General features: G+C 62.1%; 15 protein-coding genes. 7 read left to right on the forward strand and 8 right to left on the reverse strand.

Annotated features, from left to right (window positions below):
- The first annotated feature begins 58 nt into the window (after positions 1–58).
- Both HX817_RS18805 and HX817_RS18810 read left to right on the forward strand, forming a co-directional pair.
- The gene (locus tag HX817_RS18805) at positions 59–979 is read left to right on the forward strand and encodes a histone deacetylase (protein WP_008436610.1); all 921 of its coding nucleotides are present in this window, start codon (positions 59–61) and stop codon (positions 977–979) included.
- A gap of 172 nt (positions 980–1,151) precedes the next feature.
- Positions 1,152–2,396, forward strand: coding sequence for a TIGR03862 family flavoprotein (locus HX817_RS18810; protein WP_177040860.1), 1,245 nt, complete (start codon positions 1,152–1,154; stop codon positions 2,394–2,396).
- Between the two features lie 43 nt (positions 2,397–2,439).
- Here HX817_RS18810 and HX817_RS18815 read toward each other — a convergent pair whose 3' ends face one another.
- The 3 genes from HX817_RS18815 to yedA form a co-directional block, all read right to left on the reverse strand.
- Positions 2,440–2,967: a hypothetical protein gene (locus tag HX817_RS18815; RefSeq protein ID WP_238544249.1), complete on the reverse strand. Its 528-nt coding sequence runs from the start codon at positions 2,965–2,967 to the stop codon at positions 2,440–2,442.
- Positions 2,968–3,162: 195 nt separating this feature from the next.
- Positions 3,163–4,500, reverse strand: a complete 1,338-nt coding sequence (locus HX817_RS18820) for a DEAD/DEAH box helicase (RefSeq protein ID WP_003215511.1) — start codon at positions 4,498–4,500, stop codon at positions 3,163–3,165.
- Positions 4,501–4,548: 48 nt separating this feature from the next.
- Positions 4,549–5,445 (reverse strand): drug/metabolite exporter YedA, encoded by an 897-nt coding sequence (gene yedA, locus HX817_RS18825; RefSeq protein ID WP_008436601.1) that lies wholly within the window; start codon positions 5,443–5,445, stop codon positions 4,549–4,551.
- Positions 5,446–5,605: 160 nt separating this feature from the next.
- Here yedA and HX817_RS18830 point away from each other — a divergent pair, with 160 nt between their 5' ends.
- Positions 5,606–6,067, forward strand: coding sequence for an Lrp/AsnC family transcriptional regulator (locus HX817_RS18830; protein WP_003215506.1), 462 nt, complete (start codon positions 5,606–5,608; stop codon positions 6,065–6,067).
- 409 nt (positions 6,068–6,476) lie between these two features.
- Here HX817_RS18830 and HX817_RS18835 read toward each other — a convergent pair whose 3' ends face one another.
- The 3 genes from HX817_RS18835 to HX817_RS18845 all read right to left on the reverse strand — a co-directional run bounded on the left by HX817_RS18835 (position 6,477) and on the right by HX817_RS18845 (position 8,489).
- Entirely contained in the window at positions 6,477–7,088 is a 612-nt protein-coding gene (locus tag HX817_RS18835; RefSeq protein ID WP_003215504.1) for a PolC-type DNA polymerase III, read from the reverse strand.
- A gap of 24 nt (positions 7,089–7,112) precedes the next feature.
- On the reverse strand, positions 7,113–7,589 hold the full coding sequence (locus tag HX817_RS18840) for an NYN domain-containing protein (RefSeq protein ID WP_003215502.1): 477 nt from the start codon (positions 7,587–7,589) through the stop codon (positions 7,113–7,115).
- A gap of 129 nt (positions 7,590–7,718) precedes the next feature.
- Positions 7,719–8,489 (reverse strand): DUF2076 domain-containing protein, encoded by a 771-nt coding sequence (locus HX817_RS18845; protein WP_008436594.1) that lies wholly within the window; start codon positions 8,487–8,489, stop codon positions 7,719–7,721.
- Between the two features lie 179 nt (positions 8,490–8,668).
- Between HX817_RS18845 and HX817_RS18850 the strand changes: the two genes are divergently transcribed.
- A complete protein-coding gene (locus tag HX817_RS18850) occupies positions 8,669–9,328 on the forward strand; it encodes a YciC family protein (RefSeq protein WP_003215498.1) in 660 nt (219 codons plus the stop codon).
- A gap of 40 nt (positions 9,329–9,368) precedes the next feature.
- Complete coding sequence (locus HX817_RS18855) at positions 9,369–10,457, forward strand: endonuclease/exonuclease/phosphatase family protein (RefSeq protein WP_177021499.1); 1,089 nt, start codon at positions 9,369–9,371, stop codon at positions 10,455–10,457.
- A 138-nt stretch (positions 10,458–10,595) separates the two neighbouring features.
- Here the strand turns inward: HX817_RS18855 and hrpB are convergent, their stop codons facing one another.
- Positions 10,596–13,103 carry an ATP-dependent helicase HrpB gene (hrpB, locus tag HX817_RS18860; protein ID WP_177040862.1) on the reverse strand — a complete coding sequence of 836 codons (2,508 nt, stop codon included), beginning with the start codon at positions 13,101–13,103 and terminating at the stop codon, positions 10,596–10,598.
- A gap of 250 nt (positions 13,104–13,353) precedes the next feature.
- Between hrpB and HX817_RS18865 the strand changes: the two genes are divergently transcribed.
- Together HX817_RS18865 and HX817_RS18870 are read left to right on the forward strand one after the other, a co-directional pair.
- Entirely contained in the window at positions 13,354–13,773 is a 420-nt protein-coding gene (locus tag HX817_RS18865; protein WP_017476229.1) for a hypothetical protein, read from the forward strand.
- A gap of 15 nt (positions 13,774–13,788) precedes the next feature.
- On the forward strand, positions 13,789–14,682 hold the full coding sequence (locus HX817_RS18870) for a cation diffusion facilitator family transporter (protein WP_003215490.1): 894 nt from the start codon (positions 13,789–13,791) through the stop codon (positions 14,680–14,682).
- On the opposite strand, the gene HX817_RS18875 is transcribed toward HX817_RS18870, so the two are convergent.
- On the reverse strand, positions 14,679–15,806 hold the full coding sequence (locus HX817_RS18875) for a DUF6515 family protein (RefSeq protein WP_177020943.1): 1,128 nt from the start codon (positions 15,804–15,806) through the stop codon (positions 14,679–14,681). The two genes, HX817_RS18870 and HX817_RS18875, sit on opposite strands and share 4 nt — an antisense overlap.
- Positions 15,807–16,081 lie beyond the last annotated feature (275 nt).

Here is a 16,081-nt window from a genome sequence, read left to right on the forward strand (position 1 = left end):
ATGTGCGTGAGTGTAACGCGCTGTTAAGATCCGTCGCTGGTTCCCGTCAGAAATCGCCATGCCCTTGCCATTGATCTACCACGATGACTACAGCCCCGAGTTCCCGGCAGACCACCGCTTCCCCATGGATAAATTCCGCCTGTTGCGTGACCATCTGGTGGAGAGCGGCCTGACACGGGACAGCCAACTGCTGCGCCCGGAACTCTGCCCCGCCGAGATTCTGGCCCTGGCCCATGAACCTGGGTATATCGAACGCTACATGAGCGGCGAGTTGTCGCGCGAAGACCAACGGCGCCTTGGCCTGCCTTGGAGCGAAGCCCTGGCCCGGCGCACCGTGCGCGCGGTGGGCGGTTCGTTGCTGGCCGCCGAGCAGGCCCTGGAACACGGCCTGGCCTGCCACCTGGCCGGCGGCACCCACCACGCCCACTACGATTACCCGGCGGGTTTCTGCATCTTCAATGACCTGGCCGTGATCAGCCATTACCTGCTGGCCAGCGGGCGGGTCAACCGGGTGCTGATCTTCGACTGCGATGTGCACCAGGGCGACGGCACCGCACGCATCCTCCACGACACCCCGGATGCAATCACCGTGTCCCTGCACTGCGAAAAGAACTTCCCCGCGCGCAAGGCGCAAAGCGACTGGGACATCCCGCTGCCCATGGGCATGGGCGACGCGGACTACCTCAAGGTGGTCGACGATGCCCTCAACTACCTGCTGCCGCTGTATCAGCCCGACCTGGTGCTGTATGACGCCGGCGTGGATGTACACAAGGACGACGCCCTCGGCTACCTCAAGCTGACAGACCAAGGCGTCGCCGCCCGCGATGAAAGCGTGATGCGCCACTGCCTGGGCCGCGATATTCCGGTGGTCGGGGTGATCGGCGGCGGCTACAGCAAAGACCGCCCTGCCCTGGCCCGTCGCCACGGGATCCTGCACCACAGCGCGCAGCGCGTCTGGACATCATCAGGCTGTCATTGAGTTATGCGCGTTACCCACAATCGCTGTGGAACTGCCTGTGGATAACCTGAGTGAAAGCCCCTACAGGCCATAAGCCGCCTGGCCTGCAGAAGGCTGTATGTTTTTTGATCAGGCAGCATGAGCATCCTCGGGTAGAATGCTCGGCCTACTTTGCCGAACCGCAGTTATCCCCATGCCCCAGACTCAAACCCCATCTCAACACGTCATCATCATCGGCGGCGGCCCGGCCGGGCTGATGGCCGCCGAAGTGTTGAGCCAGGCCGGGATCCGGGTCGACCTGTACGACGGCATGCCCTCGGTAGGCCGCAAGTTCCTGCTGGCGGGCGTGGGGGGCATGAACATCACCCATTCCGAACCGTACCCGGCGTTTCTGGCGCGCTATGCCGAACGGGCGCCGTGCATGGCGCCGTTGCTGCGCCAGTTCGGTGCCGATGCGTTGTGCGAATGGATACACGGGCTGGGGATTGAAACCTTTATCGGCAGCTCCGGCCGGGTGTTTCCTACTGACATGAAAGCCGCCCCGCTGCTGCGGGCCTGGCTCAAGCGCCTGCGCGACCAGGGCGTAGTTATCCACACCCGCCATCGCTGGCTGGGCTGGAATGCCGACGGCAGCCTGCTTATCCACAGCCCCGAGGGCGACAAAAGCGTACGCGGTGATGCGGTGTTGCTGGCCTTGGGCGGCGGCAGTTGGTCGCGCTTGGGCTCGGATGGGGCGTGGCTGAAGTTGCTGGAAGACAAAGGCGTGCCTTACGCGGCGTTGCAACCGAGCAACTGTGGCTTCGAGGTGTCGGCCTGGAGCGAGTTGATGGTCAGCAAATTCGCCGGGGCACCGCTGAAAAACGTCGCCATTGGTCTGGCAGACGACAAGCCACGGCTGGGGGAATGTGTGGTCACCGCCACGGGCATCGAAGGCAGCCTGATCTATGCGTTGTCGGCACCGATTCGTGAGGCGATCAACCGGGATGGATCGGCCACGGTGCACATTGACCTGTTGCCGAGTAAGCCACTGGACAAGGTGATCGCAGCGCTGAGCAAGCCGCGCGGCTCACGCTCGATGAGCAAGCATTTGCACAGTCAGTTGGGATTGGATGGGGTGAAGGCGGCGCTTTTGCGCGAGCTGGCACCGGCGGAGCACTTCAATGATCCGGCGCAGCTGGCGGTGGATATCAAGGCGCTGCCGCTGACGCTGGTGAAAACCCGGCCAATGGATGAAGCCATCAGTACCGCAGGCGGCGTGCCGTTTGAGGCGCTGGATGAACGCTTGATGATCAAGCAATTGCCGGGCGTTTTTTGCGCAGGCGAGATGCTGGACTGGGAAGCGCCGACGGGCGGGTATTTGCTGACGGGGTGTTTTGCCAGCGGGCAGGCGGCAGGGCGCGGTGTTCTTGAGTGGTTGAGGCCGGCCACCCCGGCATGACCCACTCACCCCATCACCGCCCGGCAGCAAAGTTACCTCTGACTCAACTGGCTGTTAGATCGGGATAGGCACGTTTAAAAGCTGTTACTTGCTTCTGCAGGAAAGCATCCTCTTCAGGCAGTAAAATTTTCAGATTTTCTATATAACCTGAATACGCACTGAAGAGTCTGGAAGGATCGCCGTGTTTCAAATCGTTCCATTCCTGCTTGAAGGCGTAGCTGAGTTTCTGGCCCTCTTCCTGACTGGTATAAAGCATATCCTGTAGATACTTATCCAATGGCGCCCTTATCTCAGGACTGATCGAATAATTAGCCTCATACAACGACATCAACTCTCTGAACGAATGGATTGCCTGCCCATACTCGCCGCGCGCCGCATGGTCTTCAACCCGGGACCTTAATTCGGCCACACGCAACTCTACCTGCTTGAAAGCTTTCTCGTCAGCGGCCTTGCCTTTCTTGATTTCGCCGTCTACAACAACGCCGCCGATAATGCCCGCCGCCGCCAGGACCGGCAAAACAAAAGGTACTAAAAACACAGCCATATCTACATCTCCATCTAAGTTCGTCATTCAGAAATCAGTTTCTGACTCAACCTCAGTGGAAATGAAGCATTTTAAGTTCCAGCACTTAAACACGGCGACAATTACAAAAAATATCCAAATCACAAGCAATAACTCATCAAGGATGACGAGGCACAACTTGACGCGAGCGGAATTGCTCCGCTCACGGTAGTCACTATGCGTTTACTTGATAACCAACAAGCCCTACTTCTTTTTCCGCGGCCCGGTGTTAAACACAGGCACCTTACGCACTGGCTTGATCGAAGGCTCGACCGGCGTCGCCTCCCCGCTGTCCACCCACTTGCCCAGGTTGCGCTTGCCACCACCGCCGCCCGAAGCCTTGGGTTTCTTCGGCTTTTTCGGCTTCTTCACCACCTGACCAGTGGCATCGGTATCAGGCACACGGTGCTCCGGTTCGAAGTCCTGCTCCATCTTCCGGGTCAACGTCTGACGGGTCAGCATCTCGATGGCCGACAGCATGTTCACTTCATCGGCGCACACCAGGGAAATCGCCTCACCGGTGTTGCCCGCACGACCGGTACGGCCGATGCGGTGGATGTAGTCCTCGGCCACGATCGGCAGGTCAAAGTTGACCACCAGCGGCAAGTCTTCGATATCCAGGCCACGGGCCGCCACGTCGGTGGCCACCAGGATCTGCACGTCGCTGCTCTTGAAGCGATCCAGCGCACGCTGGCGCGTGGCCTGTGGCTTGTCGCCGTGAATCCCGTCGGCATTGATGCCCAGGCCCTGGAGTTTTTCCACCAGCGCGTCCACACCGTTACGGGTCTTGGCGAACACCAGCACCTGCTTCCAGCGGCCCTTGCGCATCAGGTGCACAAACAGTTCCGCCTTGCGCTTCTTGTCCACCGGCACCACCCATTGCTTGACGGTGTTGGCGGCGACGTTGCGCGGGCTGACTTCGACGGTCAGCGGGTCGTTGAGCATCTGCCCGGCCAACTGGCGGATCTCGTCGGAGAAGGTTGCGGAGAACAGCAAGGTCTGGCGCTTTTTCGGCAGCATGCGGTAGATGTTCGCCAGTTCTTCGGAGAAGCCCAGGTCGAGCATGCGGTCGGCTTCATCCAGCACAAGGGTTTGCAGCTGGTTGAGCTTCAGCGCGTTCTGGCGGAACAGGTCGATCAGGCGGCCAGGGGTGGCGACCAGCACATCAACGCCTTTGCGCAGCTTCATCATCTGCGGGTTGATGCTCACGCCGCCGTACACGGCGTAAGTGGTCAGCGGCACGTTTTGGGCGTACTCGGCGACGCTCGCATGAACCTGCTCGGCCAGTTCGCGGGTCGGGCACAGGATCAGCGCGCGCACCGAGTTGGCGCTGACTTTCGGCCCTTCCATGGTCAGCAGTTGCAGCAGCGGCACGGCGAAACCGGCGGTCTTGCCGGTGCCGGTCTGGGCCGCAGCCATCAGGTCACGGCCTGCCAGCACCGCCGGAATGGCTTGCGCCTGCACCGGCGTCGGGGTCTGGTAGCCAAGCGTCTCAAGGGCGCGCAGCAAGGGTTCGATCAGGCCAAGTGTGGCGAAAGTCATGGAAATACCGTAGGAAAAAGTCAGCGCAAGGTCGCAATGCGCGGCAGTTTACCTTATTTCCGGTTTTGGCTTTCGCCACTGTGGCAGGCTGATCAGCAGCACCGCGCTGATAATCACCAACATCGCCAGGGCTTCTTCCGTGCCGATGGTCTCACCGACAAACACAATCCCGAGCAACACCGCCACCGCCGGGTTGACGTAGGCATAGCTGGTGGCCGCCGCCGGGCGTACGTGCTTGAGCAGGTACATATAGGCATTGAAGGCGATGATCGAGCCGAACACGGTCAAGTACGCCAGGGCCAGCCAGCCTTCCAGCGGCGGCATGGCTTGCAGGTGTTCGCCGCTGACGGCACTGAGCAACAGCAGCACGAAACCTGCGATCAGCATCTCCGCCGCACTGGCCATCGCGCCTTGAGGCAGCGGCAAATGCTTGCTCCACACCGAACCAAAGGCCCAGGCCGCCGCCGCAAAGATCAGCAAGGCCGCACCGGTGGGGCTCGATTGCAGGTTGGAGCCCATATTGAGCATGGCGATGCCGATAATCCCCAGCACCACCCCGGCCCATTCCAGACGGGTATTACGCGCGCCCCAGAAATAACCACAGAGCAAGGTGAACAACGGCACCGTCGCCACCGCCAACGCGGCAACCCCGGACGCCACGCCCGTATGTTCTGCCACACTGACCGCACCGTTGCCGAAGGTCAGCAGCAAAATGCCGATCTTCGCGGCAGCCTTCCACTGCACCCACGTCGGCGCCGGGGCCCCACGCCAGCGCAGGAAGGCATACATCAGCGCGCCCGCCGTCATAAAGCGAATCCCCGCCAGCAACAGCGGCGGCCAGTACTCCACACCAATGCGAATCACCAGGTAGGTAGACCCCCAGATCACGTACAACGCAAAAAAGGCGGCGATCAACGGTAAGGGAAAGCGACGTGGGCCAGGCATTGGGCAGCTCTGTGGCAGGACAAGGGAGCGTTATTTTAGAAATCCCCGGCCGTAAACATAAGTTACAAAACCTGTTTAAAGCGCCAGTACACTTTTCAAAACATGGTTATCAAGGCTATAAACCGTGCTTTCGAAAGCTATGCATTCCCGGAGCCTTATCATGGACAAATACGACCGTATGCTTCTCAGCGCCCTGCTGGAAGACGGCCGCGCGTCCTACGCGCAACTGGCGCGCACCGTGAACCTGTCCGCGCCCGCCGTGGCTGAGCGAGTGGCGAAACTGGAAGCCAGTGGTGTGATTACCGGGTATCAGGCCAAGGTCGACCTGTCGAAGGTGGGGTTGCCGATCCAGTGCGTGATTGAGTTGCGGTTGACCAATCATGGGAGCCAGAAGGTTTACGACGCGCTGTCGGAAATTCCCGAGTTGACTGAATGCCATCGGGTGACGGGCGATCCGTGCGTGATCATGCAGGCGGCGGTGGGCTCGATGCCGGAGCTGGAGAACCTGATCAATCGGGTGGCGAAATTCGGGTTCAGCAAGACCTCGATCATCTTGTCGAGCGCGATAGAGCGGCGGGTGCCGTTGGGGCAGTTGGAGGGGAATGGGAAGAGTGGCAACTGAACACGCCGCTCGGCAGCTCGTTCCCACGCTCTGCGTGGGAACGCATCCGGTGACGCTCTGCGTCACGACTTGAAGAGCGGACGCAGAGCGTCCAGGGCGGCATTCCCACGCGGAGCGTGGGAACGTTCGCCATAGTTGACCGAGTTGCCTGAAACACCCTCGCTCAACTGTGGGAGCTGGCTTGCCTGCGATGACGTCAGTAGCTTCACTGATTCGAAGGTGGTGGTGGATCGGTCGCTGGACTGCTTACAGCCTCGATAACACCGCAAAACTAATGTGGGAGCGGGCTTGCTCGCGAATGCGGTGTGTCAGTCAGCGCATGTGTTTGCTGATACTCCGTATTCGCGAGCAAGCCCGCTCCCACATTTGGATCTTCGTCATGTTGAAGATGGAGTTCTGCTCAAGCGACTTAGAACCCGCGATGCTTCTTCAGATGATCATTGATCTTCGCCGCCGGAACCTTCTGCAAGCTGCACAGCAATTCGTGTGACAACTCCCGCAACCCGTGGGTGCGACGCAGTTCCTCGGCCAGGTGAGCGGTAAGGTTCGCCGCCATCTCCGCGTCCGCCATCGCCCGGTGAGCCTTGCCGGTGTGGGGCAGTTGGGCAAACGAGGTCAGGGTACCCAGCTTGTGGTTCGGCGCCGCCGGCATCAAGCGTCGCGCCAGCAATAGCGAACAGGCAAACTTCTGCAAACGCGTACGCCGGATCAACCCCAGCTCGAAATCCCAGAACTTCTGGTCAAACGCGGCGTTGTGGGCCAGCAGCGGCGTGGTGCCGACAAACTCGTTCACCTCGTTCATCACCCGCTCCGCCGACGGTGCGGTGCGCAACATGGCGTTGCTGATGCCGGTCAGTTGCTCAATAAACCCCGGCACACGCACACCAGCGTTCATCAGGCTCTGGTAGCGGTCCACGATCTGGCCCTGCTCCAGGATGACCACGGCGATTTCCGTGGCCCGGCAGCTGCTGCTCGGCTGGATGCCGGTGGTTTCAAAGTCGATGACCGCTATACGTTCCAAACCTGTTCCAACTCCGTCAAAAATCTATTTAAGCAGCAACGCGCCTTCAATCGGCACGTAGCGGCTGGCGGCGCGTATCAATGAGTTGGCCGTCAGCCCCGGCACGCCGTAGGCCACGGCTTCGACGCCGTGCTTGCTGATGATGCGGTCCAGCAGCATGTCGAAATCACCGTCGCCGGAGGCCAGCACCACTTCGTCGACATGGGCGGCGGCGTCCATGATGTCGATGGTGATGCCCACGTCCCAGTCGCCCTTGGCCGAGCCGTCGCTGCGCTGGATGTAAGGCTTGAGCTTCACGGTAAAACCCAGGTTGCGCAGGATCTGCTGGAACTGCTGTTGCTTGCTGTCGCCACGGTCGATGGCATAGGCATACGCCTCGACAATCTGCCCGCGCTGGCTGATGTCAGCCCACAGCGCCGCGTAGTTGAAGTGACAGCCGTACGCCTGGCGCACGGTGTAGTAGAGGTTTTGTACATCGGCGAACACGGCTATCTTTTTCACCGCAAATCCTCATGACACGCGCATGGACCCCGGACTCAAGGGCCCGGAAAGGTTGCCAGTATGCCAGCCACAAGGGAGTTTCCGAGAAAAATCAGCCCGGGGCGACGAAGCGCCCCGGTTGAGTGTGGGTCAGACGAAGGAATCGTCGTCGCCAAAGGAGGAGGAGTCGTCGGAATAGTCGTTGTCGGCGAAGCTGTCGGAGGCGTTGTCGCTGCCCCAGCTGTCGTTGCCTGCATATTTCTGGTCGTCGTTGCCCCAGTTGCCGTTGTCGCTGGCCGGGGCCGGCTCTTCGCGGATGATCTCTTCAACCACTTGCGGTTGTTGCGAGTTGTGGCTGAACAGGCTGCTGATGCCTTCTGCCAGCATCACACCACCGGCCACGCCAGCTGCGGTTTTCAGGGCGCCGCCGAGGAAACCGCTGCCAATCGGCGCTGCGGGTGCCTGTTGGGGCTGCTGATAGTTCTGCTGGGGAGCACCGTAGTTCTGCTGCGGCGCAGGTTGCCCGCCAAACGACGGACGCGCCGGTTCACGCCAGCCACCGCCCGACGACGCAGGTGCGCTCTGGGTCGGCTGCGGGTCACGGGAACCGCCGCCGAAAATGCTCGACAGGAAACCGCCACTGCTCGGTGCAGGCTGCGCCGCCTGGGACCTGGCCTGTTGCAGTTGGTCCTGCAACTCCTGGATCTGCTGGGCCTGCTGCTTGTTCTGCGCATCGAGGCTCTTGATCGCGTGCTCTTGCACCAGAATCGACTGGGTCATGTAGTACGCAGCGGCCGGTTGGCGAGTGACGTGTTCCTTGATCCGCGCTTCAGCCTGGGCGTCGCGGGGGGCTGAGTCCGTTTCGGCTTGCTGCAACCGTGAAAACAGTCCGTCGATCAGGGTTTGTTCTTCGCTGTTCATGGCGACCTCGTTAGATTGCCGGTAGAAATCTTCGCCTTGCGCACGATGTGCAAGGTACAACCCAGTTATGGGGCTGTTGCTGATTGTTTCAATGGTCTTTACGCAAGGTTTACGTTTGCTTGCATCTGCTCATGATCGGTTAAAGTAACGCCCTTGCTTTTCGGCCTGTGAAGACCCTGATGAATCCGTTAGACGTATTGCGCGACTCCTTCTTCTTTTTCAAGCGCAACCTGGGCGCCATCGTGCAGTTGTGCCTGCCACTGGTGATCCTCGAAGCCCTGCTGCAACAGGTGCTCGACCACACGCTCGGCCCAGACGCGTTTCCCGGTTACAGCGTGGTGATCGGGCTGCTGGTGTACCCGCTGTACACCGGCGCACTGATCCTGTTCCTCGACGCCCGCACCCGGGGTGAATCGCCGCGCACCCTGGATGTGCTGGCCATGGCCCTGACCCTGTGGCCGCGCTTTGCCCTGCTGACGGCAATCAGCACGCTGCTGATCCTGCTGGGCCTGTCGCTGTATTTCCTGCCCGGCCTGTGGCTGATGGTGGTGCTGGCTTTCGCCGAATACCTGCTGGTGCTGCGGGGCATGTCGGCGCTGTCGGCCATGAAGGAAAGCCTGCGCCTGACCCGTGGGCATTTCTGGCGGATCCTGGTGTGCCTGCTGTGCGTGATGACCCCGCTGTGGTTGCTCAAGGGCGCCAGCGTGGCCGTCTATCCGGACCCGAACCCGCTGCTGGGCCTGCTGATCGACAGCGCACAAAGCTTCCTGCAACTGTTCACCAGCGTGGTGTTGTTCCGCCTGTTCATGTTGATTGGTGGCGACGCCGACGCGCGGTGATATGCTCCGGGCCTGTCCTGCAACGCCATAAGCCGAGCCGATGACCCGACTACTGCGCATTACCTTGGTGGGCCTGCTGATCCTCGCGGCCCTGCTGACCGGCTTGATCTACAGCCTGACCTGGCGCCCTGCCGACAAGGAAACCCTGCCCATCCGCTGCGTCGCGCCCCGTGCGCCGACCCTGCTGCCTGGGCAGGCGCTAAAGGTCATGACCTGGAACGTGCAGTACCTGGCGGGCAAGAACTACGTGTTCTGGTACGACACCCCGGACGGCAGCGGCCCGGACGACCGCCCGACCGTTGAAGACATGGCTTCAAGCCTCGACGAAGTGGCGCGGGTGATCCGCGACGAGCAGCCCGACATCCTGCTGTTGCAGGAAGTCGACGAAGGCGCCAAGCCTTCCAGCTACCAGGACCAACTGGCCTTGCTCCAGGAGCGCCTGGCCGACCTCTACCCGTGCAGCGCCCAGGCCTTCGACTGGAAAGCCGACTTCGTGCCCGACCTGCATATCTTCGGCAGCGTCGGTCGCAAGCTGGTGACCATGAGCCGCTACCAGATCGAACACGCCGAGCGCCTGCAATTGCCGGTAGCACGCGCCAACCTGATCAGCCGTCAGTTCCAGCCCAAGCCCGCGTTATTGCTGACCTACCTGCCGTTGAGCGATGGCGGCCAGTTGGCCGTGCTCAATACTCGCCTGGACGGCGCGGCCCCCGGGCACAACGCCGTGCTGGAACAGGTGCAGGCGACCGTCAAGCTGGTGGATAAATTCGAGAGCCGCGGCACGCCATGGCTGATGGGTGGGGATTTCAACCTGCTGCCGCTGGGACAGTTCCTGCGCCTGGACCCCGGCAAGCGCGGGCAATACTCGCCGGACAGTGAGCTGCACCTGCTGTGGGAAAAGTACCCGATGATCCCGAGCAACAGCCAATCCAGCGGGATTGACCGGGACCAGTGGCTGACGTATTTCCCGAATGACCCAACCGTAGAGGGGCCGGACCGTACGCTGGATTACCTGTTCCACAGCTCGCGCATCAAGAAGGTTGAGAGCAAGGTGCGCCAGAGCGATACGGTGCGTATCTCCAATCATTTGCCGGTGATTGCGCGGTTCCTGTTGCCCGCCGCGCAGTAAGCCACGCGGCGAAACAGTGTGGGAGCTGGCTTGTGTGGGAGCCGGGCTTGCCCGCGATGCAGGCACCTCGGTCTATCCGACAGACCGAGGTGATGCCATCGCAGGCAAGCCAGCTCCCAATTTAGATCTGCGATGTACTTACTTTCTCGGCTTGATCCGGGCAGTCGGTTCAGCAATCAACGGATCATCCGGCCAGTAATGCTTGGGATATCGCCCCTTCAAATCCTTCTTCACCTCGGCGTAAGTACTGCGCCAGAAGTTCGCCAGGTCCTGCGTCACCTGCACGGGCCGTCTGGCCGGCGACAACAGGTGCAGCTTGACCACCTGCCGCCCGCCGGCGATCCGCGGCGTATCCGCCAGCCCGAACAATTCCTGCAAGCGCACCGCCAGAATCGGCGGCTGCTCGCTGTAGTCCAGCCGCACCGACGAGCCCGACGGCACCTTCAGATGGTGCGGCGCCAGCTCGTCCAACCGCGCCGGCAACGGCCACGGCAGCAGGTTATGCAGGAAGCTGGAAATATCCAGATTGGCGAAATGGCTCAGGCGCGACACCTTGCCCAGGTAAGGCATCAACCAGTGTTCCAGGCTGGCAAGCAAGGCGCTGTCGCTGACATCCGGCCATTCACTGGCCTTGCCGCTATTCAGACCACGCAGCAGCATCACCCGCGCCTGCCATTGGCGCAGCTCCGGGGTCCAGGGCAGCAGTTCCAGGCCTTTGCGCCGCACCAGGTTGACCAGCGCCTGGCTGCGGGCGGATTCGTCGAGGCCGGTCAGCGGCTCGCGGCTGAGCACCAGTTCGCCGACCTTGCGCTGGCGTTCGGCCCGCAGCACGCCTTCGCGCTCATCCCAGTCAAGCTGGTCGACATTACGCACCTGCTCGGCCAACACCGAGTCGAACAGCGCCGGATCAAAATCCGCCGCGAGGTAAATCCGTTCTTCACGCTGGCCCTGGCGGCTGCCCAGATCGGCGATCACCAGCCAGGGTTGCTTCATCAGGCTGTCGGCTTCGGCGAACAACGCGGCACGGCCGTTGGCGAGGCGGTATTCGGCACCGCCCGCCCGCCGTTGCTGGGCGACGCGGTCCGGGTAGGCCAGCGCCAGCAACGCGCCGAGCCAGCGCGGATGATCGGGATCAGCCACCGGCTGCTCTGCCTTGCCTCTTAAATAGCCACGGTATTGCCGCGCCAGTTGGCGGGCACGCTGCACACCGCCCTGGGTGCCACGGGCCTTTTCTTCACCGGATAACAGGGCCAGGCGGCTGTGCAAATCCGCACCGGCACCACGCAGGATATCGCGCTCACCCAACAGTGCCGCCACGTCACAGGCCATGCTCGCCAGGCCCAGATCCTGACCACGCAGCAGCAAATGAGCGATTCGCGGGTGCGCCGGCAACCCGGCCATTTTCTGGCCGTGGGCGGTCAGCTTGGTATCGCTCAACGCTCCGAGGCGCTCGAGCAAATCCTGGGCCTGTGCATAAGCCGCGGTGGGCGGAACGTCGAGCCATACCAACTGAGTAGGCGCCACGCCCCAGCGACCCAATTGCAGGGCCAAACCGGAAAGATCCGCCGAGAGAATTTCCGCACTGGAATACGCCGCCAGCCCTTCATGCTGGTCCTCGGACCACAACCGATAACACACCCCCGACTCCAGTCGCCCTGCCCGGCCGGCACGCTGGGTGGCGCTGGCGCGGGAGATGCGCTGGGTGTCGAGACGGGTCATGCCGCTGCCCGGGTCGAAACGCGGGACCCGCGCCAACCCGGCGTCGATCACCACGCGCACGCCGTTGATGGTCAGGCTGGTCTCGGCAATGTTGGTGGCCAGCACCACTTTGCGCTTGCCGGCGGGCGCCGGGTCGATGGCGGCGCGTTGGGCGGCCAGGTCCAGTTCGCCGTGCAGCGGGCATAGCAGCACCTCGGGGTTATCGCCCAGCGCGTCAGCCAATTGCTGATTAACCCGACGAATCTCGGCCTGCCCCGGCAGGAACACCAGCACGCTGCCGGTTTCATCATGCAGGGCTTCAAGGATGGTCTGCACCAACCGTGGCTCGATAAATTCGCCGGGCTGGAATGGCCGGCCCCAGCGCATCTGCACCGGGTACATGCGCCCTTCGCTGCGCAGGATCGGCGCGTTGTCCAGCAACCCGGCCAGGCGTTCGCCTTCCAGGGTGGCGGACATCAGCAGGATCTTCAGTGGCTGCTCGTCGCGAAACAGGTCTCGACCATTGAGACTAAGGGCCAGCGCCAGATCGGCGTCCAGGCTGCGTTCGTGGAACTCGTCGAAGATCAACAAACCCACGCCGTCGAGTGCCGGGTCATCCTGCAGGCGCCGAGTGAGGATGCCTTCGGTGACTACTTCAATACGGGTGTTGGGGCCGACCTTACTGTCCAGGCGAATGCGGTAGCCAACGGTTTCGCCGACCTTTTCCCCCAGTTCGCTGGCCAGCCTTTCTGCCGCTGCACGGGCGGCCAGGCGGCGGGGCTCGAGCATCAGGATGGTTTGCCCGGCCAGCCAGGGTTCATTCAACAGCGCCAATGGCACCCGTGTGGTTTTACCGGCGCCGGGCGGTGCTTCGAGCACGGCTTCATGGCGCGTTGCCAGGGCGTCACGCAGGGCGGGTAAAACATCATCGATTGGCAACGAATTCATACTGGCTCCAAAGCAGAGCGGCGAGTATAACGGCGAACTGCCGGGTGTCGGTGGTGGTCTCAACGACACGGCCCCGTACTGACTGGAATGCGGTCAAAGGTGGGAGCGGGCTTGCCTGCGATAGCGGAGTGTCAGCCAACACACCTGAAACTGAACCACCGCCATCGCAGGCAAGCCAGCTCCCACACTTGATCATCGTCGCCTTGTAGACTGGCTTATAGTCATTTTCATTATGTTCAAGGAGAGTCCCATGCGTGTTGCTTCCCGTGTCATCGGCGGTGTTCTGGCCGTCACCCTGCTGAGCCAGTTGACGGCCTGCGGCTCGATTTTCTACCCCGACCGCCGGGGCCAGATCGACGGCAAGATCGACCCGGCAATTGCCGTGCTCGATGCGGTCGGCCTGCTGTTCTACGTGATCCCGGGCCTGATCGCCTTTGGTGTCGACTTCGCCACCGGCGCAATCTACTTCGAGCCGGGCAAGACCGCCCAGGTGGCCCCGGAAAAACTCCAGCAAGCCATCGGCGCCGACGGCAAGGTCGATAACGCCAAGCTGCAAACCATCATCCAGAAAGAAACTGGGCATAACCTGCCGCTGGACGACCCGCGCATGATCCAGTTCAAGGGCAGCGTGCAACAACTCGCCACCCTGGGCCTGCAACCCGCCGCTTAAGGACTGACCCGCCCCATGACCACCAGTCCCGAACACGCCCGGCTGTTGCGCCTGGCCACCCGCGCTTCCGTCGGCGTGGCCTGTGTGCTGATTGTGACCAAGGCCATCGCCTGGTGGCTCAGCGGCTCAGTGAGCATGCTCGCCGGGCTGACCGACTCGCTGCTCGACGGCGTTACCTCGCTGCTCAACTTGCTGGCCGTGCACTACGCGTTGCGCCCGGCCGATGACGATCATCGTTATGGCCATGGCAAGGCGGAATCCCTGTCGGGCATGGCCCAGGCGTTGTTCATCGCCGGCAGTGCGGTGTTGATCGCCTTCCAGGCGTTCCAGCGTTTGCAGCATCCGGAACCTGTGGGCGCGCCATGGCTGAGTATTGGCGTGATCGTTCTGTCCCTGGCGTTGACGGCGGCGCTGCTGATCCTGCAATACCGGGTGATCCGCGAAACCGGCTCCAACGCCATCCGCGCCGACTCGCTGCACTATCGCTCAGACATGATGCTCAACGGCAGCATCCTGGTGGCGCTGGTGCTGGCGGCGTTTGGTTTTCATCAGGTGGACGCCTGGTTCGGCCTGGGCATCGCGGCCTACATTTTGTGGAGCGCCATCCAGATCGCCCGGGAAAGTTTTTCGGTGCTGATGGACGAGGAACTGCCGCCGGATGTCAGCCAGCACATGCTGGAACTGGCGTGCAGCGTGCCCGGTGTATTGGGTGCCCATGACCTGCGCACACGGATTTCCGGCAGCCACTGGTTCGTGCAGTTGCACCTGGAGTTACCGGGGGAATTGAGTTTGTCCGTGGCCCACGGCATCAGCGACCAGGCCGCCGATGCCATCCACAACGCCTACCCGCGAGCCGAAGTGCTGGTGCACGCCGACCCGCAGGAAGTGGTCAAGGGCGAGAAGGCCTAGTACTGCACCTGATACCCGCGGCTGCTCAGGCAGTTGCCCTGGGCCTGGCGGTAGGTTTGCACCACGGCCGGGTCGGGGGCGTAGGTGACGGTCCTTGGGTCAAAGCCACTTTGCTGCACCGCCCAGCGATAGCAGTCGTAACCGTCCTGCTGGACCTGCGCCGGTGACTGGCCGTTGGCCGGGTAAGCCACCACGTCATAACCATTGCCCTGGGGCACGGGTTGCGGCGCTGGCGCGGCGGGTGGCGGCTGCACCACAACGTACTGCTGGCTGCTTTCTTCGTAGGTGTAATAGGCACCGGCGGCGAGGAAGAACAGCGCACTGCCCACCCACACTTCCCGCGCGTAGTCGGGCAGGTATTGCACGCGAATCCCGTAAGGTGGCGTCACGACGACATAGCGCGGGCCTTGTGGGCGATACCAGTAGCCACCCGAGAAGAAGTAGTCCTGCCCGCGATACGGTACGCGGTAATTGCGGTCGGGGAAGCGGTCGACGATGTAACCCGGACGGTATTGCGGGCCTGGGCCCCAGCCATTGCCGTGCCCGTCGGGGCGGCCTGGCCAGCGGTGATCGTTGGGGTGGTTATTGCCACCGCCGTTACCCCCGTTGAAGCCGGGCCGGCCCGGGCCACCCTGGCCGCCATTGCCGGCCTGCCAATGCTGGTTGCCGTCGTTGCGACGCGGGATGTCCTGGTAATTGCCCTGACGCGGTTCCTGGGTCTGGCGCACGGTATCCGGGCGACCCTGGATCGGCAGGTTATTGGCCGGCTGCGGCGCCGGGTGCGGCGGTTGCTGTTGATTGCCTTGCGGGCGACCTTGCCACTGGCCACCTCCGTTCGGGCGCTCAATGTTCTGGTTCTGCGGCCGTGGCTGATTGTTTTCGAAATGCTGATTCTGCGGACGCGGCTGATTGTTCTCGGGCCGAGGGGCTACAGGGCGCGGTTGACTATTTTGTGGTCGCGGTTGGTTGTTCTGCGGCCGAGGCTGATTATTGCCTGGATGCCCTTCCGGGCCTCTTTCATGCTGACCACCGCCTTCCTGGCGTGGCGGGTCGTCGGCCATCACTTGCGCACCAACGCTCATCATCAGCAAACCAACACCTGCCAAACGCCAGATGCGCTTCATGCTATTCCTCACTGCGGATTAGGGCCTACACGTAAGACTGGAAAACCGGGGCCCGGTTCTGCGAGAGGTTATCAGTCACGAGAAGTATTTTCGCAGGCAATAAAAAGGGGCGACCCGTCGGTCGCCCCTTGAGAACTTCGTCCTGGCTCAACGCTTTTGACGTTGGCTCACCTCACGCCGTCTTGTGGACAGTGTGCAGCCCGGGGGCCGGGGCAACCCTGTGGGGTTGGCGGCCGCAGCCGGCCTTATTGGCGGGCTGCAGTGGACTGTATGTC

Source organism: Pseudomonas sp. C6002, from assembly GCF_013385805.1.
GTDB lineage: Bacteria > Pseudomonadota > Gammaproteobacteria > Pseudomonadales > Pseudomonadaceae > Aquipseudomonas.

Bases quoted from the DNA above. Each gene is read 5' to 3' on its own strand.
- hrpB (WP_177040862.1), bottom strand. From the start codon at position 13,103: ATGAATTCGTTGCCAATCGATGATGTTTTACCCGCCCTGCGTGACGCC.
- HX817_RS18830 (WP_003215506.1), top strand. From the start codon at position 5,606: ATGGACAAATACGACCGTATGCTTCTCAGCGCCCTGCTGGAAGACGGC.
- HX817_RS18810 (WP_177040860.1), top strand. From the start codon at position 1,152: ATGCCCCAGACTCAAACCCCATCTCAACACGTCATCATCATCGGCGGC.
- HX817_RS18850 (WP_003215498.1), top strand. From the start codon at position 8,669: ATGAATCCGTTAGACGTATTGCGCGACTCCTTCTTCTTTTTCAAGCGC.
- HX817_RS18820 (WP_003215511.1), bottom strand. From the start codon at position 4,500: ATGACTTTCGCCACACTTGGCCTGATCGAACCCTTGCTGCGCGCCCTT.
- HX817_RS18865 (WP_017476229.1), top strand. From the start codon at position 13,354: ATGCGTGTTGCTTCCCGTGTCATCGGCGGTGTTCTGGCCGTCACCCTG.
- HX817_RS18870 (WP_003215490.1), top strand. From the start codon at position 13,789: ATGACCACCAGTCCCGAACACGCCCGGCTGTTGCGCCTGGCCACCCGC.
- HX817_RS18855 (WP_177021499.1), top strand. From the start codon at position 9,369: ATGACCCGACTACTGCGCATTACCTTGGTGGGCCTGCTGATCCTCGCG.
- HX817_RS18845 (WP_008436594.1), bottom strand. From the start codon at position 8,489: ATGAACAGCGAAGAACAAACCCTGATCGACGGACTGTTTTCACGGTTG.
- HX817_RS18875 (WP_177020943.1), bottom strand. From the start codon at position 15,806: ATGAAGCGCATCTGGCGTTTGGCAGGTGTTGGTTTGCTGATGATGAGC.
- yedA (WP_008436601.1), bottom strand. From the start codon at position 5,445: ATGCCTGGCCCACGTCGCTTTCCCTTACCGTTGATCGCCGCCTTTTTT.
- HX817_RS18805 (WP_008436610.1), top strand. From the start codon at position 59: ATGCCCTTGCCATTGATCTACCACGATGACTACAGCCCCGAGTTCCCG.
- HX817_RS18815 (WP_238544249.1), bottom strand. From the start codon at position 2,967: ATGACGAACTTAGATGGAGATGTAGATATGGCTGTGTTTTTAGTACCT.